The organism is Paraliobacillus sp. PM-2, from assembly GCF_001368815.1.
In the GTDB taxonomy this organism is placed as follows: Bacteria; Bacillota; Bacilli; order Bacillales; family Amphibacillaceae; genus Paraliobacillus.
In genome coordinates, this window is the sequence record NZ_CTEI01000002.1 from 496,923 (window position 1) to 515,771 (window position 18,849).

Below are 18,849 nucleotides of genomic sequence, written 5' to 3' on the forward strand. Positions count from 1 at the left end.
AGTTTCTTAAAAAACTATTGTTTATGAAAAAATATTACCCATCATTATTTTTAAATAGTGATTACTCTTGAACCGCAGCTAAAATATATTCGCTTTCCGCGGGCACGGCCTCGGGCCCACATGAGGTGGGTCAGTTAGACGTTGTCACAGGACGTGACGGTCTTAGTCTAACATACATCCAAGTGGATCTTCGGACGCGTGCTGTTACCGCAGGAGTCTCATATATTCTCTCTGCTAGGGTTCTCATGCGTTAAAAACCCCCTAACACTTTTACTTTATTCAACAAAAGAATCCACATCTTTTAATATAGAGCCTAATATCTATATGAAATGGACGTAAAAAACCCTTTTCATCCTAATTAAAGGACGAAAAGGGTTTAGTTTCCGTGGTACCACCTTCATTTGCATGTATAAATAAGCTTACATGCACACTCATTAATGATATAACGATTCTTCACCGGCTGCTCTTACTACTATTTCTGAGAAGCTGCATCTGAGGCGACATTCCAAAATAGACAATCCTAGAAAACCTTTCAGCAAATGGCTTTCTTCTCTGTTGGGGTCAATTCTGTACTCTTCCTCTTCCTAACATTTCGAATTCATTCAATTATATATTCGTTATTGTAAACAATTCATACCACAAAAGTCAATACATAAAGATTAGCAGAGTAATAATTTTTAACTTATATACACTCAATTTAATCTAAATTTCCAAAATTAAGCACTATGTTTAAAGTGTAATTTATTTCAAAATTTATTGAAAATTTAAACTTTTATGTTATTATAAAGGTAATAGCATTATTTCTTTAATAATGTTAAAAAATTTAATAAGGGAGAGTTATAATATGATAACTATGAAAAAGAGTTTTGCTTCAATTGCTATTTGTTCTGCATTATTTTTTACAGGTGTAATCACTACTTCCGCTTCCACAGATTCAAATAGTAATGTCCAAAATGCATACTATTATATTGGAGGCCAGGAGTATGAAGTACCGAAAGAAGACATTGATTCTTTTATAAATCAGGACGATGATTTTGTAATTCCTCAAGATTCTAATAAACCTGAGATAAAAGAAGGGAAATTCTCGCAAAATATTGAACCTAGAGGTAATGCTTGTTATCCGGGAGACCGGTTTGATGGTTCAAGAACTTCAGCAGGTTTCCAAAAAGGGCGTTCTGGTAGCAGGGTTATCAATGACACTTCTAACACTTTAGAGGAAGTTTCTAAACTCTCATCTAATACCACTATATCAGGTTATGTTAGTGGCTCTGGATCTTGGGGATGGGGACCGATAGAAGCAACAGCTGGATTCGAAATAGGTGGTAGTAAAACTTGGTATACCTCTCAATCCACTAAGATTAAAGTTCAACCAGGAGATTGGGGATGGATTGATTATGGAACACATTCAGAAACTTGGAAAGGATACTACTATTATCTGAGTGGAGATTGCTATCAACACAATAAAAACTATTTAACCGTAAAAGGCCCTAAATATAAAGCAAAACTTGCTAGAACTGAACGATATCCTTATTAATTATTAACATAATAGAAGGATGGAAGATGAATGAAATGGAGATTATATTTTTGCTTAAGTATATTAACATTACTTGCTACCTTAGGTTGTGAAAGTAATCAAAATGATTTAAATAAAACAAAACAAGAAAAAAATTCATCAGGAATTGCTCTTTTAAATGATTCTGAATCTATAAATAATAGTATCGTAAAACAAGTTTATATACACGAAGCCCCTAAAAAAGTCTCACCATCAGAAGCTGTAATTAAACAATTTGAAGTAGAATTTGAGGATGGGAAAAAGAAATTTCCAACACGAAAATCAATATTATTTGAAACTATTATCGGATCAAATAGTATCGTAGGTATACGCTCTCCAGAAGGTGAACATAATTTTGCTGTTTTCCAATATAAACATGACATAAATTGGTATATCAACTCTCTGTTGAGAATTAAATATCAAGCTGAAAACAATTATAACAATAAATTAGGATTAGCTTTACCAATGAATAAATTTAATTCTATCAATTTGGACACACAAGAAGATGGTGATATCTGGGTATTTGTAGATAAAGAAACAATTGTAGCTATTACTAAATTTGACAGATATAATTTTAATCCAAGTAATAAATCTAAACAATTAAAACTTGATAATGGTACAAGTGCGTATTTAGATTTCGATGTATTTAATCAGCCTAATTTATTCTACTATGATTCCAGTCAGTTAATTGTTATCTCTGGTAATGTTACGCAATCTATTTTATTGGAAATTGCTAACTCATTACCAAGCGCTAATTCAATATATTTCCCTGCTAAAAAACAGTCTAATTGGTAATTTATAAGGTGCTTCTAAAAGCTTAGCTTTTAGAGGCACCTTAATTTTTTTCTGTGATGGATTTATCTAAAGATTAAACCGTGATAAACAATTGATTTCACAATCCTATCATAACTAGCACATCTGCTTTATGGAACACATACTATACACCAAAAGAATGATTTGAGGTGTAAATCATGAGTCGTTACTATCGTTATCGTTTACCACCATGGTGCCGAACTTGGTTAATCATTATTGAACGATGTATGTTACCTGTTTTGATCGTGCAATGTCTTCGTACATTATTTTTCCCAACTACATTAGATGTATTCTTACTTGGGCTATTTACTGGTATTTATGTAGCTTTTTATTTAGAGTGGATCTAACATTATTGTTCTTGACTGTTTTCTAACATTTTGTCTCGAGCTACTTGCTGCTGTTCTTGTATCATTAATCCTGCCATTAACCTGCGATAATCTTGCAGCAGTGAAGGAATCAGTTCTATTTGTTTATTTTTCCTTTCAAAGTACTGTTCAATGATCTGTAGATAAGGATCAGGCTGTAATAAATAAATCGCTAATAAGCTACGTTGACTATTAGTAAGTGGATAATTTTTTTCATAATAAGGAATTGCTTGGGTGATCTGTGACATGTCCGTATCATGTGTAGCTGTCTGGTAATAAACGAAGGATGCAATCTCTGTCATAGGATCACCTATATGCGTATGCTCCCAGTTGATTAGATAGCCTTGATCGGCATTTGCAACATAATGTGAGGCTGTTGCAAAACCATGACATACCGACTGATATCCTATTTCTTCATCCTTTATATCTGTTAAATAGTTATCATACCAGTTGTTGAGCCTATGAAATATCGTTTCAATTTCATGGAACTGTGTACAGAGTTCTAAACCAAAAGGAGATAGGTAACGTTTTTGTTCAACTTGCTCAATATAATCTAACAGTAATGAAAATTTCTTTTCCGTTTCAAGTTTATTCAACTTTATCTGTTCTTCTGTCAACGAAAGATTAACATAGTGACGTTGTTTAGTGATTTCATGTAATTTGCCTAATAATCCAAAAAAATCTTTATATGAGACATTCATTTGTGTACTATCTTGTTGATCTACCCATGGCATGACATAATAGATGAATGATTGGTAGGTTGTAAAGATATTACCTTGTAAATTACGAAAAACAGGCAAAATAAAAGACAATTGACTTTTTTCTCTTAACTGATAGATGTCATACCATTTATTTAACGTATTTGGTGTGAGTGATGACATTTTTAGTGCGAAGATTCCATTCTGGCTATATATTTTCCATAGCCGAGAAGTTATTTTTTCCGCTCTAAAGTGCTTTAATCCATACTGATTTAATACCTGCGTTAATTGATCGATCCCGTTCACCTCCTTATAAATCATAAAGAAAAAAGGTAACAACACAGCGATGTGTAGCTACCAAGAAAAAGCAAACATAATAAAGTAATAAAAATTAAATAGTTATTTCTTTTTACGTTTATTAGGAATATATAAAATTTGACCAGCCAATACGTCATCATTCTCTAAATCATTTGTCTGTGATAACTGCATCGTTGATACATCATAGCGCTCAGCAATTGCTTCTAATGTATCTGATTCTTGTACAATACACATACGCAACTTAGTGTAAGATTCTTCCTCACCATGGTTAAATAAATGAACAATACTTGTTTCGTCTTCCGTTCTTTGTACTTCAGGAGACTCTGCGGATGGCTGTTCATTAATTTCTATACTCTCCATTGATTCTATATCATTAACAGACTCAATTGATTCAATTGATTCAGAGGATTCAAATTCCTCCGTGGACTCTGGTGATTCAGGGGACTCTTCTTTCTTACCAAAAAAATCGGCAAATGATTGCGATTTGTGTGTTGGCCACCGCCCTGCTTTTTCATTTTCATCATTGTCTGGTGTGTCTTGACTTGATTCATTCGATATTTCTATTTCTTCTGTTTCATTTGATCCTACCTCTTCATCTAACTCTTCTGGTTGTGTTGTTGCTTCTGGTTCTTCCACCTCAAAACGAAACGTATTTGAATCGCTCGTTTCTCCATCAGATTCAATCTTGTCTTCCACTGATTCACTATCACCCTCAAGCTCTTCATTACGTTCTTCATTATCAACACAATCAATGCCGTGTATAGCAATTGTCGCATTTAAACGAAGTTGACTTTGTTCTGGGATTTCATAGTCAAACGATTCAATGCCTACTAAAACATCATCTAAATTAGAAACACGATGTGATGGAATAGATATCTCAACAGGAAATTGATGTGCAAAATAATTCACACTCTCTTCTTGTCGCTCAACGATATCCAAATATCGTTGATTTGGGTACTCCCGAATATCAAGCACTTCATCAACATAACTTAGATCAGCATCAGGGTCTACATAATATTCCCCTTTTAATTCCATAACACCTCGGACAGATATATGATCTGAAAATGTTTGAATAGAGATTTCAGGCTCTAACGAAATATGGATCATCTCGCCTACTTCCTGTCCGTTTTTCAATCGTAGTGACTCATCTAATTCAAATGTAAATACATTCTGATTATAATCTGACACAAAATTCCTCCTCTCCAAATCAAATACCACTAGACAAACAACCTTCTCTTTTACAGGTATATGATTTCAATAAAGAGATATGCTTAAAAGATGTAAAGAAGATCAGAATAGATGTACAATTTGTGAGGAGGGAGAAGAAAAGGTTTTTACTTTTATTGGTGCGGTGGAATAGTGAGAAAATTGAAGGATTGATTTAGGGAGGGAGCACCCAGCCATAACGCTGACGCTGATGTGTTATTCTATTAATTAAAACTGCTTTTTATCATCAGTCACATCTAAAGTGATTTCATCAACATCAGTGTCAGAGGTTATTCTAATAAAAATTTCTTCACTATTTTCACCTTTAAGTAAAGTCGCCTTTATTGAACGATTTATTTCCCCGTCAAAACCTTCATATGTATAAGAAACTTTTGCTTTATTATATCCCCTTCCATACACATATTGTTTTCCATTATCTAAACTAAGGTAATTCAAATCTTCATCAGTATCATTTCTCACTTTATTTAACCAGTTATTGATTTCATTAGAATACTCGCCATCCAAAGAGAGATACTCATAATCTATAATGGCATTGCTGTTTTGATCAGTTTTATTATCAAAATTTTGTTGACAGCCTAATAAGAAAAATAATAAACCAAATACCCAAATAAACAGTATTACTTTTTGTTTTAAAACCATCCTATTACTCCTTTTCATTCTATATTCAATTTACTTCTCCTATTTATTTGATCATAAAACTAATCCATTAAAGATCACTGCTAGCTTAATAAGTTTCCAAAAACCAAAACGAATTCAAAAACGCGGATAATCCTAATGAAGATATAAATGACCCAATATTAATTTTTTTTATATCAATAGCTCCTTGTTATACATTAGCTCCCTATAGTTAGACACTATTTTGCTTGCATTTTTTTATTTTTATAGACGTAAACAAACATTATTATTGCACCTACTACTATACCTGTTGAAGCTAAATAAGAAAAACCTAATATAGGACCTCGACCATTTTCAGGACGGATAATATTGACATCTACCAATAATGATAACACAACAATTATAAATCCCAACCATTGCTTCAAATTAAAACCATTTTTCTTTTGTTGATTCATACACACATCTCCTTTCCTTCTTAAAGCTAACTGATCGTTAGATACAGGTAACTCAGATTAGTGGCTATTTCTTCTAGTACTTGTATCAGGTCTTTTATTTGAAGTGAAAAAAAGACCATTGAAGCTGCAATAATAAAAAGCAATATAATTTTAATTATTTCTTTGTTCTCTGTTATGATTTTAAACTTTTCCTTGTTTTCCATTGAACAACCTCCGTATTTTCAGTAACTTTTGCATTTGTCCTTCATAACCAACACCAGTTTGAGTCACTTTTAAATTTAGTTCCAATAATATTGACGAAAAAAAACTAAAAAAGTTCCATACTTCAAGTGATATTGATATGCCCTGGAATTCCAAACGAAATCACCGCATTAAAACTATCCTTAGCTTTAATTTAGATATTTCAATCATAATAACGCTTCTTATGGTAATAATAAGAACTACTAAATTTAAAATGAGGTATATAATTTGAAGCAGTTATCAACATTTATTCTTACTTTAGCATTGTGGTTTATTTTTGTTGGCCAAATCAATATCGAGGTGTTTTTGTTGGGTACTATTATTTGTTCTATTGTATCGCTTACGTTAACAGATAATGTTCCTAGATCAGTACAACTGAAATATGGCACAAAAAAATTTTCACTAAGAATATATTACATATTTTTGTTGTTCAGCAATTACATATCTGATGTATTTTTATCTGCATTCAGAGTATCCAAACAAGCATTTAAACTTAAACCTTCTTTTTCTACCAGTATCGCTGCAAGCAAAACATCTCTTAAAAATAAAAGCAGAACTGAAATTTTAGTTTATTTTATTACATTACCTAAAATGGGCCTGGGTATAGATATTGATGTTATAAATAGAGACTATTCTATTCACTGGATAGATATCCACAATGACGATAAAGCAAAAGAAAAGCATGCACTGATTCATAAACATGAGAACTTAATAGCTAAAATATTTGTTTCATTTAAGTAGCACCTTTTTGGAGAAATGCGGGAGGTTGATAGTAGTGCTCTATTTTATACTAGCAATTATCTTATTAGCTATTTCAACTTTTTATAGAGTGATTAAAGGCCCTAGTATAGCTGATAGAATAATGGCTATGAATACAATAGGTGTTATGTTTTTATTGGTTTTAGTTTTATTAAGTTTTTATTTTGAAAGAAAAATTTTTATTGACGTAGCTTTAGTTTATGGGGTTTTTTTATTTGTAAATGTTTTAATTTTGGACAAATATTTCTCAAAACCAATAAAGGAAAAAGTTGGTGATTAATTAATATGTTAATACAGTTATTTGTTTATATATTTTTAATTATAGGCATTTATTTTTTGTTAAGTACTGCTGTGGGAATGATTCGTTTTCCTGATTTGTATACCCGTTTACATGCTGGCTCTAAATGTCTGATAGCCGCAGCTATTTCAGTGTTAATGGGTTGTATAGTAATGGAAGGAATCGGGTTTGTTTCTTTAAAATTACTTGTAATAATATTTTTCTTATTACTCACCAATCCGATAGCTATTCATGTGATAGCCAATTCCGCTACTAATTATACTAATAAGTGATTGGAGGTAAGTTCATGATTGATCTTATATTTAATATGTTAATGATATTTTTATTAATTACTGCATTTTTTATGGTGTTTACTAAAGATATATTAACCTCAGTTATTACTCTCCCCATATTCGGTGCTATTCTAGTAGTTATTTTTGTAATTCTCCAGGCCCCTGGTCCTGCTATAGCTGAAGCTGTTATTGCTTCCGGCTTAACTACTTTCTTTTTTGTAATTACCATAAACAAAACGGAGTATGAACAGAATGAATAGAATCAATGTCATATCCAAAAAACTCTATAAAATAGGACTTGTTGTATCGCTTGCTATTTTTTTATTATTCATATTTTATGACATACATAATCTTGAAAGCAATAGTAAAAGATATTTATCTGACCACTATATTTCTGAAGGGGTACAGGAAACAGGTGCTATAAACATAGTTACTTCAGTTCTATATGATTACCGTGCTTTTGATACGTTGGGTGAAGCAACTGTACTTTTAACAGCAGCTGCTATTTTATCTTTTCTCGTTCCTATAACAAAAGATAAAATGCGCGGTACTCCCTTTACAATAATTGTTTCTCAAACTACACAAGTTTTTATTCCATTTTTAGCAATTTTGGGAATGTATTTAATATTTTTTGGTCATCTAGCTCCTGGTGGGGGTTTTGTTGGAGGAGTAGTTATTGCTTTAATCCCCATTTTATTGACAATAACTTATCGTGTTGAATTTTCTGAATATAAATTTAAACCTGACAAAAAAAAGGTATCAGAAGATATAGGCGCTATCGGTTTTGTTTTAATAGGATTACTAGGGATACTAACGGGAAGCAATTTTCTAGCAAATGGACAAGCTAATGTTAGCCTAGGAGATGCTGGGGAATTGATTAGTGCAGGATTAATCCCTTACTTAAATATAATGATTGGTATCAAAGTAGGAGCAGGTCTGGCCATCATTTTTAATAGTTTGATTAAGGAGAAATAATAGTGCAAATATCTTATATTGCAGTAATAATTTTGTTTTGCCTTGGAATTTATACGATAATTTCCAATAAAAATATAATAAAGATGGTTATGGGATTTACGATTTTAGAGTCTTCTTTGATTTTATTATTAATCTTGATAAGTTATACCCCAGGTGGAACTGCACCTATTTTAGATAGGCAATATGAAATAGTAGTCGATCCTATCCCTCAGGCACTTGCCCTAACAACAATTGTTATTGGGGGAAGTGTTACAGCTGTCATGTTAGCAGTGACAATTAAGCTGTACAAAAGATATAGAACGCTAAATGTGGATAAGCTTCGAAAACTGAGAGGATAATATTCATTGGGAGGACAATAATGGAAGCTGCTGTCTGGGTTATCATTTTACCTTTATTAACCGCATTTTTTATCGGCATTTCTAAGGTATATGTTAAAAAGATTTTTGTTCCTTTGGTAATCAGTAGTGCGATTATTTATCTTTATTTATTAATTTTAGTTATCAATAATAGTTATCCCCCAAATGTTTATAGTGTTGGGGCGTGGCGACTAATTGGAATAAATTTAATGGTTGACCCTTTTTCGGGCCTATTTTTATTGATTATCGCCCTATTATTTTTACCTGTTATTATTTTTTCCGTAAAATATATTAAAAGTTATAAACATGAATATTTTATTTTTACCTATATAATGACAGCCGGCATTGCAGGAATGGTTCTTACTGCCGATTTATTTAATCTGTATGTATTTTTAGAGGTTAGCTCTCTAAGTTCTTGTGCTTTGGTGGCATTAAAAAAAACGAATAAAGGATTAGAAGGTGCTTATAAGTATTTGGTTATGTCTACGTTAGGTAGTTTTTTTATTTTACTAGCTACAATCTTAACTTACTATTTAACCGGTACTTTAAATATAGCAGAAATTTCTCTGGAATTTAACGAGATCCCTTTTAAGATAAAAAGTGCACTTATGGCCTTTTTTGTTTTTGGTTATGTACTAAAGATAGGATTAATTCCTTTACATTTCTGGCTTCCAGATACGTATGAAGATTCCCCTATCCCTTACAATGTTTTATCATCGGGATTGGTAATGAAATCTGCTGTATATGCATTAATAAAAGTATTATATATTATTTTTGGAATTGATTTTCTAGATAAGAGTGGACTTTTACAAATTGGTGTTTTCTGGGGAGTAATTACTTTTATTGTTGCTCATTTATTAGCCTTTCAGCAATCAAATTTAAGCCGACTTCTTGCGTATTCCAGCATTGCCCAGATAGCGTATATCATGATTGGATTATTTGTAGGTACGGAAGGTGGATTAATCGGTGGTAACTTCCACATCTTAAATCACGCTATAATGAAAGGAACTTTATTTCTAGTAACAGCAATTTTTTATTATAGTCTAAGCGCTGTTAATATAGAAGATATTAAAGGACTGGCCTATAAATTTCCCATACTTTCCTTTACTTTTGTGGTTGCTTCCCTTGCAATCGTGGGCCTACCTCCCTTCAATGGATTTATCAGTAAATGGCTTATTGTTGAAGCAGCTTTAGAATCTGGTTTTGTTTATGCTGCTTTTTTTATACTGGTGGGAACGTTTTTATCTTTAACGTATTATTTAAAAGTAATCATTACATTATATACAAAAAATGACAAAGAAATAGTAGTAGAAGAACCAGGTTTATCTTTAAGCTTACCAACTATATTTCTTGGTAGTTTATGTATTGTATTTGGAGTAGTGCCTTCATTACCTTTACGTTTAATTAATAAAATTCCAACATTTTTGCTGGATAATGGAGAATACATTCGAGTATTACTAGGAGGTTAACGATGATTACTCCAGGTTTCTTATATTTTATAGGTGCTATACTTTTACTTTTCCCCGTTTATGAAAAGCTGAAGTACATGTTATCTTTCCTTGTCACTGTAGCAGCCATTATTATTACTTTGCACTTAATACCTGGATATAGTGTACAACTGGATTTTCTAACATTTACTTTAGTTCCTTTCAAAGTAGACAACATTAATAAATTAACAGGACTAATTTTTGCTGTCGGTGGCTTGGCTGCTGTGATTTATTCCATTAGTATGTGTTCCCTAAGTCATTTAAGATTAATATTTGTGTTTATTGGTAGTGCACTAACCGCGGTTTTTTCCGGTGATCTGTTTACTCTATATGTTGCCTGGGAGTTAATGACTATCAGCTCCTCTTTTCTTATTATAATGACAAGTGATGTAACTAAGAAAACGGGATATTATTATTTTCTAATGCACGTGGCAGGCGGTTTAAGTTTATTATGGGGTATATTCTTACAATACTCAGCTACAGGTAATTTCTCTTTAAATAATATAGAGGTTGGAATTCCTTTTTTTATGATCGCGATAGCCATTAAGTTGGCCTTTGTCGGTTTTCATACTTGGTTGCCATTAGCATACAGCAAAGCTCCTTTTTATGTGGCAGTCATTTTGTCCATCTATACAACAAAGGTGGGGGTATATGTAATGAGTCGCCTACTGTCCGGGATAAATAGTTTGGCTTATGCAGGCCTCATTTCTGCGTTATTTGGAATTGCAATGTCCTTAAAACAAAAGCGTGTGCTTAAATTGTTATGCTATTCCATCATCATCCAGGTTGGTTTTATGATTATTGGTATTAGTATTGGTACTACAGAGGGAATTACAGGAGCTATTTTTCACCTCGTTAATCACATATTATATAAAACTGTATTATTTATGGTAGTGGGAGTTGTCATTTATACAACAGGGAAGGATAGTTTTGAGAATCTTGGGATCATGGGCAGGAAACTTCCGATAACTTCAATAGCAACATTTGTAGCTTTTATGGGTATAGCAGGCGTTCCTTTTTTTAATGGGTATATGAGTAAAAGCATTATTAAAGAAGCCATACAGGATCCCATATTAACCTTGGGGTTAAACGTGATGAGCTTTGGGACTTGTATAATATTTTTAAAATTTATCTATTATGCATTTTTCAAAAATAGTGATCGTAAAGTAGATAAAAAACCACCCGTCAGCATGCAGTTAGGCATAGGATTTTTAACTGTTCTTATGCTATTAGTTGGTATTCATCCATTTTTTTTAGAAAATCTAACGAATATGCATGTAGACCTTCATTATTTCGATAAAAAACATCTCTTAAGTGGAATTCAACCTTTTCTCTGGTCCATTCCTATATTTATTTTATTCAAAAAATATATAGTGAAGAACTATGAAAGGTTTCTATATTTTGATATTTACCTTAACATGGCTAAACTATTTATGACTACAGGCTACCATTTAAGTAATTATCATGACGGAAAATTAAATAAATATTTGCTTTGGGCAACTTCTACTTTAATTATTTTGTTGTTATTGTTCATGTTTTAACAGGAGTACATCATGTATAACACGGTTCATTCTATAAAAACAATTTAAGAAATGCAGCTATCCTGTTATCGATAGCTGCATTTTTGGTTAATAGAATAGCCTAAGAGTTATTCTATTTTTTATTTTTAAGACTTTTCTTCTTTTGAAATATATTCAAAGGCTGTACGTACTGCTTTGATTGTTTCTTCAATATCCTCATCCGTATGTGCAGTAGATAAGAATACACCTTCGAATTGAGATGGTGGAAGAAACACACCTTGCTCTATCATTTGACGATAGTAACTGGCAAATCGTTTTACATCTGATTTGCTAGCTATTTCATAGTTAACTACTGGTTGATCATTAAAGAAAAAGCCAACCATCGAACCTGCACGATTTACTTGTAAATCAAGTTGAAAATCTTCTGCTGCTTGCATAAAACCTTCAATCAAGCGATCTACTTTTTGATTCAACTTTTGATAAGCAGACTTATCCATTGCTTTTAATGTTTCTAGACCTGCAGTCATTGCTAACGGGTTTCCAGATAATGTACCTGCTTGATAAATATTACCAGTTGGCGCGACTTTTTCCATAATTTCACGCTTTCCACCATAGGCGCCAACAGGTAATCCTCCACCGATAACTTTTCCTAAACAAGTTAAGTCTGGCGTAACATTAAAATGACCTTGTGCACAATTGTAGCCTACACGAAAACCAGTCATTACCTCATCAAAAATTAATACTGAACCATATTGTTCTGTTAGCTGACGTAAGCCAGGTAAGAATGGTTCAGACGGTGGAACTACCCCCATATTCCCAGATACAGGCTCTACAATTACCGCTGCGATATCATCACCATATTGTTCAAATGCATATGTCGCACTTTCTAAATCATTATAAGGAACAGTAATGGTATGAGCTGCAACAGAATCTGGAACACCAGGACTATCTGGTAAACCAAGTGTTGCTACACCTGAACCCGCCTTAATTAATAGAGAATCACCATGCCCATGATAATTACCTTCAAATTTAAGAATTTTATTTCGACCTGTATAGCCACGCGCTAAACGCAATGCACTCATCGTTGCTTCCGTACCGGAATTAACCATTCGTACCATTTCAATTGATGGCACACGATCAATGACTACTTTGGCTAATTCATTTTCTAAAATGGTTGGTGCACCAAAACTCGTTCCGTTCTCCGTTACTTCTTTCAATTTGTCTACCACATTTGGATGTGCATGACCAAGTATTAACGGTCCCCAACTTAACACATAATCAATATAATCGTTTCCATCAATATCGTAAATTTTTGATCCTTTACCGCGTTCCATAAAAATTGGATTCATACCAATCGATTTAAATGCACGCACTGGTGAGTTAACACCACCAGGCATTAAATCTACTGCTTCTTTATAGGCATCAATGGAATGGTTAAATGATTTCATTGTAAGAATTCATCCTTTCTTTTATTGCAACCAGTTTGCCACATCTTTGGCATGGTAGCTAATAATTAAATCAGCTCCTGCTCGCTTCATCGCTGTTAGTGATTCTAGCACAACTGCTTTTTCATCGATCCAACCATTTTGCGCAGCTGCTTTGACCATTGCGTATTCTCCACTAACATTGTAAGCTACGACCGGAACATCTTGTCTTTCTCGAATGTCACGAATAATATCCATATAGGATAAAGCAGGCTTTACAATTAAAAAGTCTGCGCCTTCTTCTACATCAGATGCTGCTTCTCGAAAGGCTTCGATTCGGTTAGATGGATCCATTTGATATTGCTTGCGATCACCAAATTGTGGTGCACTATCGGCTGCATCTCGAAAAGGACCATAAAAAGCAGATGCATATTTCACTGCATAAGACATGATTGGTGTTTCTTTAAAGCCCGCTTCATCAAGTCCTTTTCTTATTGCTGATACAAAGCCATCCATCATATTGGATGGTGCGATGATATCAGCTCCGGCCTTCGCTTGTGAGACAGCTGTTTGCACATGCAAAGGTAATGATTGATCGTTGTCAACATGTCCATCTTTATGTATTACCCCACAGTGTCCATGTGATGTGTATTCACACAAACACGTATCAGCTATAGTTAGCATAGTCGGAAAACGCTCTTTGATCCGTCTCAATGCTTCTTGTACAATACCTGCTTCACAATAGGCTTGAGTCCCCACTTCATTTTTCTCTTTTGGTATACCGAATAGTAATACCCCACGGATACCCAATTGCTCTAATTGTTGTATTTCTTGATCCAAGTAGTCTAACGAAACTTGGTACACACCAGGCATGGAAACAACTTCTGTCCGAATCTCTTCTCCTTCTACCACAAACAGTGGATAAATTAAATCATTAGTTGTTAAATATGTTTCACGAACCAATGCCCGCATTGCATCTGAAGAACGAAGTCGACGATGTCTTTTAAAGTTTTGCTCGTTCATTATTACACCCCTTACTTCATTATGAAAAATATTCAGAAATGACCTGAATCATAGCTTCTGTAGTAAATTTTGTTGGTATAAGTACTTGCTGAAAGCCACTTGCTAACGCAGCCTGTTCTGTTGTTGTACCAATACATACACATAGTCGATTATTTTTAATATACGCAGTCTCATCAGGTATACCTTTTGTTTGATCGTCAAAGGAATGTACAGTAGAAGGACTAGTGAATGTATAAACGTCCAGTTTATCTTGTTTGATCCATTTTGTTAATGCTTCTTGATATGCAGTTTCATTTAATGTCTCATAAACGATAATCATCTCTGTTTCAATTGCCTTATTTGTTAATACTTTCTGCACCTCAAGTGAACTTTTATTTCCTAAAGCGAGAAGCACACGATTGTCCTTACCAAAAAAATATACAAATTGATCTGCCATTTCGGTTGCTTGATACTTACTTGGTAAAAAACTAGCTTGATAACCGTAAAATTGCAATGTTTGTTCAGATTTCTCACCAATAACAGCAAATTTTACATCTTTAAGTTGTGACTGACTTATTTGATAGTATTGCATATTTTCAAAGAAAAAACGCACACCATTTGCACTTGTGAAAAAAATCCAATCATAATCTTTTATTTGATTTAGTTTTTTCCTGTTCTCATCAACGCACTTTGCTTGAAAAGTTATTAATGGAACATGCTTTGGTTCAGCACCTAACGCATAAAGACCTTCCATCATCGGTCGTGCCTGTTCAGATGACCGAGTTACAAGGATCTTTTTACCTTTCAGTGGATCACTCATTTTCAGATAACTCCTGCTTTACTCGATCAACAATTGCTTGCGCTCCTCTTTCTTTTAGAAGTTGAGCAGCACGTTCACCTACTTGGACTGGGTCTTTCCCTCTTACCTCTTCATGTAAGACAGTTTCACCATCAGGTGTAGCAACTAATGCTGATAACACAATCTCGTTTTTATCAATCCTAGCATACCCACCAATAGGAACCTGACATCCTCCTTCAAGTAAATGTAAGAAGGTACGCTCTGCGGTTACTGTATTTGCAGTTTCTTCATCTTTAATTTTTTCTAACCATTTGATTAATTCTTTATCCGTTTCACGACATTCAATCGCTAGTGCACCTTGCCCAATTGCTGGAACACTCAATGTTGGATCTAAATACTCCGTAACAATCTCTTTACTCCAGCCCATTCTACTTAGGCCGGCTGCAGCTAATATAATCGCATCAAAGTCTTCTTCTTTTAACTTTCGAAGACGCGTTCCAATATTTCCTCTTATCCACTTTATTTCTAAATCTGGACGAGCAGCAAGAATCTGCGAGCTTCTCCGTAAACTACTTGTCCCAACAATTGCTCCTTTTGGTAAGTCCATTAATTTTACATGATTATTTGAAATTAAAGCATCTCGATGATCTTCCCGTTCTGGAATAGTACCAATCGTTAGGCCTTCTGCAACGACAGCTGGCATATCTTTCATACTATGCACAGCCATATCAATTTCTTCATTGTACATTGCTTGTTCAATTTCTTTTACAAATAACCCTTTTCCCCCAACTTTTGATAAAGTAACATTCAAAATCTTATCACCTTTTGTTGTGATTCTTTTTATTTCAAAAGTAAAGGGGGCTCCAGCAGCTTTTAATTTATCAATTACCCATTCGGTTTGCGTGATTGCTAGTTCACTTTTACGGGAACCTATAATAATTTTTCGCATCGTTCATCATCCTTTGTTCATAATAGGAATAATACCCCATCTTTTCACGGATGGGGTATAGGCTAGTGTATTGCAACATTCTCCAAAGCTTTCTTAGATTGTTTATCAACTGCTTCTAATGCAATAACATTATTTTGTTTCACCTGTTCTTTTACTTTTTGATTAACCAAATCTTCTATACCAAATATTTTTATAAAAAGGTCTAAAGATTCTGTTGCATTTGGTTCGACAGCTAACTCTTTTGCCTCTAATATTGGTTTTTTTAATAATTGGTTAATGATACTTTTCGTATGCTTGCTAATCACTTTTCTTTCACGGTCTGTTAGATCAGGAATCTTTCTTTCAATACTTTCCATTGTCTCGGCTTGTATACCTAGTGCATGCTCACGTAAAGATGAAATAATAGGGACAACACCTAATGTGTTTACCCATTGATTAAATGCGACAATCTCTCCTTCAATCATTAATTCAATTTTCTCAGAAGCTTGACGTCTTCTTGCAACATTACTATCAACGACATCTTGTAAGTTGTCAATGTCATACAGGTATACATTATCAATGTTTGCTACGTTAGGATCTACATCTCTAGGAACAGCAATATCTATAATGACTAGCGGACGGTTTTCTGTGCGTTTTTCCATTGCTGTACGAAGTGTTGTTTCAGTAAGAACAAAATCATTTGCATTCGTTGAACTAATAAATATATCCGTATCTACTAATGTTTGACCTAGTTGTGCAACAGTGACTGCTTGTCCATTAAATTGTTTTGCCAACGCTTTCGCCTTATCAAGGGTTCGATTCATCACTGTAATTGTTTCAATACCAGAACCGTGTAGATTTTTTGCTGCTAATTCTCCCATTTTCCCTGCACCCAATATGGCAATTTGCTTTGATGTAATATCGTAGAATAGTTTTTTTATTAGATTAACAGCTGCATAACTAATTGATACAGGATGGTCACATATTCCTGTTTCTTTATGGGCACGTTTAGCTAATGTAACAGCCTGTTTAAATAACTGATTGAACATCGTACCTGTTGCTTTATTCGATTGAGCTAGAGCAAAGGCGTGCTTCACTTGTCCTAATATTTGTGTTTCCCCAACGACCATTGAATCAAGGCCTGATGTCACATGAAACAAATGTTCTTTTGCGCCATCGTTTTCATATATTACTAAATGGGAGGAGAATGCTTCTTTCTCGATCCCAAACCAATTGGCTAAAAATTGTTTTAAATAATAACGTCCTGTGTGTAATTGATCTACAACTGCATATAACTCTGTTCGGTTACATGTGGAAACAATCACATTCTCCAGCACACTTTTTTGTTCATTTAATGTCTGCATCGCCTCGACGAGCTTGTCTTGATGAAAGGTCAATTTTTCACGAATTTCAATTGGAGCAGTTCGAAAATTAACACCAACCATAAGGATATGCACACTATCTACCCCCAAGTATTTTGTAACCCTCGTTACATACTTATTCTATAAATATCTATCTATTGATTTGCTGAAAATCATTCATTATATTGCATTAAATCGATTTTCACCAATAATGGTTTAAGCTATGATAAAATATATAAATAACATCATTTATTATTCAATACTAATGTACTTTATCATATCTATTAAAGATAATCAAGAAACGAATATTATGTAATAACTATTATAAATAAGGAGAGACCTATGCGCAAACAACATTCATTAACAGCATTTTTATTAATTGGTATAGGTGGTTATTTCTTGCTCAGACAACTTAAATTACCAATTATAACTGATTTTTATTCGTGGCCAACTTTGCTAATTATTCTTGGTGTGGCTTTTCTACTACACGCTTACATGGCAAACGATTATGATAAATTATTTCCAGGTGCAATCCTCTTAGGATTAGGAATTCATTTTCATGGGATAAGATATTATGGATTTTGGATTGAGCATTGGGGAGTGTATACACTAATCGTTGGTCTTGCTTTTATGATTCGTTATCAAAAAGCGAAATCTGGATTATTCCCAGGATTGTTGTTAATTGGATTATCTATTTTTGCAATTTTTGCTTCAAACAAACCGGGTTGGTTTTATTGGATTAATTCTTCCATGTCTTTCTTGGAGTCTTTTTGGCCATTAACGTTAGTAGTATTAGGTTTATATTTGTTGTTTAAAAAGAAGTAATGCATAGCATAACGTTTTTATCAATGAAAATAGTAGTGAGATGTAATAAGCAAATTAAAACGCTTAGTTAAAACTAAGCGTTTTTATAAAAATTAATTATGTGTGTTCTTTTTTAGACTATAGTTAAATTGTTGTACCATTTTTTTTCGTTTAATAACTAAAGAGGTAATTAATATCAACTCACTTATGATGAGTAAACCAAATCCTAAAAATATACCATTAATAAATACAAATTCGTTGGTTCCCCATGTATAGAAAGCCCAGCCGATAATTGTAAATACGTCTAGTGTAAAAATAATTGTCCCCGCAATGAATGATTGCGCAAGAACTTGACCTGTTCTTCTTATCATATAAGAAGCATATGAATAACCAATAAAAATAGCAATACCTATTATAATGACATAGGTAATAAAAGCTATACTGATTTCTCCCATTTAACTCCCACCTGCTTATTTTTATTATAAACGATCTTTAATTAAAGTAGTAAAGTTTTTTTACTTTTTATAGAAAATAAGGCAGCTTTAATAGTCACTAATTAGTGACTATGAAGCTGCCTTATT

The 18,849-nt window shown here is 33.4% G+C and carries 23 protein-coding genes and 1 other annotated feature; of the genes, 12 read left to right on the top strand and 11 right to left on the bottom strand.

What is annotated here, in order from left to right:
* Positions 1–358: 358 nt before the first annotated feature.
* Positions 359–595 (bottom strand) — a binding site (T-box leader).
* 249 nt (positions 596–844) lie between these two features.
* From BN1058_RS11345 to BN1058_RS11355, 3 genes are all read left to right on the top strand, one after another.
* Entirely contained in the window at positions 845–1,534 is a 690-nt protein-coding gene (locus BN1058_RS11345) for a hypothetical protein (protein ID WP_090857543.1), read from the top strand.
* A gap of 30 nt (positions 1,535–1,564) precedes the next feature.
* On the top strand, positions 1,565–2,347 hold the full coding sequence (locus tag BN1058_RS11350) for a hypothetical protein (RefSeq protein ID WP_090857546.1): 783 nt from the start codon (positions 1,565–1,567) through the stop codon (positions 2,345–2,347).
* Between the two features lie 176 nt (positions 2,348–2,523).
* Positions 2,524–2,712: a hypothetical protein gene (locus BN1058_RS11355; RefSeq protein WP_090857548.1), complete on the top strand. Its 189-nt coding sequence runs from the start codon at positions 2,524–2,526 to the stop codon at positions 2,710–2,712.
* A gap of 2 nt (positions 2,713–2,714) precedes the next feature.
* On the opposite strand, the gene BN1058_RS11360 is transcribed toward BN1058_RS11355, so the two are convergent.
* The 5 genes from BN1058_RS11360 to BN1058_RS14365 form a co-directional block, all read right to left on the bottom strand.
* Positions 2,715–3,734 (bottom strand): protein kinase family protein, encoded by a 1,020-nt coding sequence (locus BN1058_RS11360; RefSeq protein ID WP_141652145.1) that lies wholly within the window; start codon positions 3,732–3,734, stop codon positions 2,715–2,717.
* Positions 3,735–3,827: 93 nt separating this feature from the next.
* Positions 3,828–4,934 (bottom strand): stage VI sporulation protein D, encoded by a 1,107-nt coding sequence (spoVID, locus tag BN1058_RS11365; protein WP_176694509.1) that lies wholly within the window; start codon positions 4,932–4,934, stop codon positions 3,828–3,830.
* Positions 4,935–5,180: 246 nt separating this feature from the next.
* Positions 5,181–5,612 (bottom strand): hypothetical protein, encoded by a 432-nt coding sequence (locus BN1058_RS11370; RefSeq protein ID WP_090857556.1) that lies wholly within the window; start codon positions 5,610–5,612, stop codon positions 5,181–5,183.
* A gap of 215 nt (positions 5,613–5,827) precedes the next feature.
* Positions 5,828–6,043, bottom strand: a complete 216-nt coding sequence (locus BN1058_RS11375) for a hypothetical protein (protein ID WP_090857559.1) — start codon at positions 6,041–6,043, stop codon at positions 5,828–5,830.
* A 26-nt stretch (positions 6,044–6,069) separates the two neighbouring features.
* Positions 6,070–6,246 (bottom strand): hypothetical protein, encoded by a 177-nt coding sequence (locus BN1058_RS14365; RefSeq protein ID WP_176694510.1) that lies wholly within the window; start codon positions 6,244–6,246, stop codon positions 6,070–6,072.
* Positions 6,247–6,511: 265 nt separating this feature from the next.
* Here BN1058_RS14365 and BN1058_RS11380 point away from each other — a divergent pair, with 265 nt between their 5' ends.
* From BN1058_RS11380 to BN1058_RS11415, 8 genes are read left to right on the top strand one after another with little or no spacing between them, the layout of a single operon-like run.
* On the top strand, positions 6,512–7,024 hold the full coding sequence (locus BN1058_RS11380) for a Na+/H+ antiporter subunit E (protein ID WP_090857562.1): 513 nt from the start codon (positions 6,512–6,514) through the stop codon (positions 7,022–7,024).
* A gap of 34 nt (positions 7,025–7,058) precedes the next feature.
* Positions 7,059–7,322 carry an MrpF/PhaF family protein gene (locus tag BN1058_RS11385; protein ID WP_090857565.1) on the top strand — a complete coding sequence of 88 codons (264 nt, stop codon included), beginning with the start codon at positions 7,059–7,061 and terminating at the stop codon, positions 7,320–7,322.
* Between the two features lie 5 nt (positions 7,323–7,327).
* A complete protein-coding gene (gene mnhG / locus BN1058_RS14615) occupies positions 7,328–7,612 on the top strand; it encodes a monovalent cation/H(+) antiporter subunit G (protein ID WP_090857568.1) in 285 nt (94 codons plus the stop codon).
* 14 nt (positions 7,613–7,626) lie between these two features.
* Positions 7,627–7,872, top strand: coding sequence for a Na(+)/H(+) antiporter subunit B (locus BN1058_RS11395; protein ID WP_090857571.1), 246 nt, complete (start codon positions 7,627–7,629; stop codon positions 7,870–7,872).
* On the top strand, positions 7,865–8,587 hold the full coding sequence (gene mbhE, locus BN1058_RS11400; protein ID WP_090857573.1) for a hydrogen gas-evolving membrane-bound hydrogenase subunit E: 723 nt from the start codon (positions 7,865–7,867) through the stop codon (positions 8,585–8,587). Before BN1058_RS11395 ends, mbhE begins: the two co-directional genes overlap by 8 nt.
* A gap of 2 nt (positions 8,588–8,589) precedes the next feature.
* Entirely contained in the window at positions 8,590–8,925 is a 336-nt protein-coding gene (locus BN1058_RS11405; RefSeq protein ID WP_090857575.1) for a sodium:proton antiporter, read from the top strand.
* 20 nt (positions 8,926–8,945) lie between these two features.
* Positions 8,946–10,412 carry a complex I subunit 5 family protein gene (locus BN1058_RS11410; protein ID WP_090857578.1) on the top strand — a complete coding sequence of 489 codons (1,467 nt, stop codon included), beginning with the start codon at positions 8,946–8,948 and terminating at the stop codon, positions 10,410–10,412.
* A gap of 2 nt (positions 10,413–10,414) precedes the next feature.
* The gene (locus tag BN1058_RS11415) at positions 10,415–11,971 is read left to right on the top strand and encodes a proton-conducting transporter transmembrane domain-containing protein (RefSeq protein ID WP_090857581.1); all 1,557 of its coding nucleotides are present in this window, start codon (positions 10,415–10,417) and stop codon (positions 11,969–11,971) included.
* A gap of 125 nt (positions 11,972–12,096) precedes the next feature.
* Here the strand turns inward: BN1058_RS11415 and hemL are convergent, their stop codons facing one another.
* The 5 genes from hemL to hemA form a co-directional block, all read right to left on the bottom strand.
* Positions 12,097–13,398 (bottom strand): glutamate-1-semialdehyde 2,1-aminomutase, encoded by a 1,302-nt coding sequence (gene hemL, locus BN1058_RS11420; RefSeq protein WP_090857584.1) that lies wholly within the window; start codon positions 13,396–13,398, stop codon positions 12,097–12,099.
* Positions 13,399–13,419: 21 nt separating this feature from the next.
* Entirely contained in the window at positions 13,420–14,397 is a 978-nt protein-coding gene (gene hemB / locus BN1058_RS11425) for a porphobilinogen synthase (RefSeq protein WP_090857587.1), read from the bottom strand.
* Positions 14,398–14,416: 19 nt separating this feature from the next.
* A complete protein-coding gene (locus BN1058_RS11430) occupies positions 14,417–15,196 on the bottom strand; it encodes a uroporphyrinogen-III synthase (protein WP_090857590.1) in 780 nt (259 codons plus the stop codon).
* Positions 15,189–16,124, bottom strand: coding sequence for a hydroxymethylbilane synthase (gene hemC, locus BN1058_RS11435; RefSeq protein WP_090857593.1), 936 nt, complete (start codon positions 16,122–16,124; stop codon positions 15,189–15,191). The genes BN1058_RS11430 and hemC overlap by 8 nt, the downstream gene beginning before the upstream one ends.
* A gap of 62 nt (positions 16,125–16,186) precedes the next feature.
* Positions 16,187–17,560, bottom strand: coding sequence for a glutamyl-tRNA reductase (gene hemA / locus BN1058_RS11440; RefSeq protein WP_090857596.1), 1,374 nt, complete (start codon positions 17,558–17,560; stop codon positions 16,187–16,189).
* 246 nt (positions 17,561–17,806) lie between these two features.
* On the opposite strand from hemA, the gene BN1058_RS11445 reads away from it, so the two are divergent.
* Positions 17,807–18,289, top strand: a complete 483-nt coding sequence (locus BN1058_RS11445; RefSeq protein WP_090857599.1) for a LiaI-LiaF-like domain-containing protein — start codon at positions 17,807–17,809, stop codon at positions 18,287–18,289.
* A 92-nt stretch (positions 18,290–18,381) separates the two neighbouring features.
* Here BN1058_RS11445 and BN1058_RS11450 read toward each other — a convergent pair whose 3' ends face one another.
* Entirely contained in the window at positions 18,382–18,723 is a 342-nt protein-coding gene (locus tag BN1058_RS11450; protein WP_090857601.1) for a hypothetical protein, read from the bottom strand.
* Positions 18,724–18,849 lie beyond the last annotated feature (126 nt).

Bases quoted from the DNA above. Each gene is read 5' to 3' on its own strand.
- BN1058_RS11350 (WP_090857546.1), top strand. From the start codon at position 1,565: ATGAAATGGAGATTATATTTTTGCTTAAGTATATTAACATTACTTGCT.
- BN1058_RS11395 (WP_090857571.1), top strand. From the start codon at position 7,627: ATGATTGATCTTATATTTAATATGTTAATGATATTTTTATTAATTACT.
- mnhG (WP_090857568.1), top strand. From the start codon at position 7,328: ATGTTAATACAGTTATTTGTTTATATATTTTTAATTATAGGCATTTAT.
- BN1058_RS11355 (WP_090857548.1), top strand. From the start codon at position 2,524: ATGAGTCGTTACTATCGTTATCGTTTACCACCATGGTGCCGAACTTGG.
- BN1058_RS11370 (WP_090857556.1), bottom strand. From the start codon at position 5,612: ATGGTTTTAAAACAAAAAGTAATACTGTTTATTTGGGTATTTGGTTTA.
- BN1058_RS11450 (WP_090857601.1), bottom strand. From the start codon at position 18,723: ATGGGAGAAATCAGTATAGCTTTTATTACCTATGTCATTATAATAGGT.
- mbhE (WP_090857573.1), top strand. From the start codon at position 7,865: ATGAATAGAATCAATGTCATATCCAAAAAACTCTATAAAATAGGACTT.
- BN1058_RS14365 (WP_176694510.1), bottom strand. From the start codon at position 6,246: ATGGAAAACAAGGAAAAGTTTAAAATCATAACAGAGAACAAAGAAATA.
- BN1058_RS11410 (WP_090857578.1), top strand. From the start codon at position 8,946: ATGGAAGCTGCTGTCTGGGTTATCATTTTACCTTTATTAACCGCATTT.
- BN1058_RS11430 (WP_090857590.1), bottom strand. From the start codon at position 15,196: ATGAGTGATCCACTGAAAGGTAAAAAGATCCTTGTAACTCGGTCATCT.
- hemB (WP_090857587.1), bottom strand. From the start codon at position 14,397: ATGAACGAGCAAAACTTTAAAAGACATCGTCGACTTCGTTCTTCAGAT.
- hemC (WP_090857593.1), bottom strand. From the start codon at position 16,124: ATGCGAAAAATTATTATAGGTTCCCGTAAAAGTGAACTAGCAATCACG.
- BN1058_RS11345 (WP_090857543.1), top strand. From the start codon at position 845: ATGATAACTATGAAAAAGAGTTTTGCTTCAATTGCTATTTGTTCTGCA.
- BN1058_RS11415 (WP_090857581.1), top strand. From the start codon at position 10,415: ATGATTACTCCAGGTTTCTTATATTTTATAGGTGCTATACTTTTACTT.
- hemL (WP_090857584.1), bottom strand. From the start codon at position 13,398: ATGAAATCATTTAACCATTCCATTGATGCCTATAAAGAAGCAGTAGAT.
- BN1058_RS11445 (WP_090857599.1), top strand. From the start codon at position 17,807: ATGCGCAAACAACATTCATTAACAGCATTTTTATTAATTGGTATAGGT.
- BN1058_RS11375 (WP_090857559.1), bottom strand. From the start codon at position 6,043: ATGAATCAACAAAAGAAAAATGGTTTTAATTTGAAGCAATGGTTGGGA.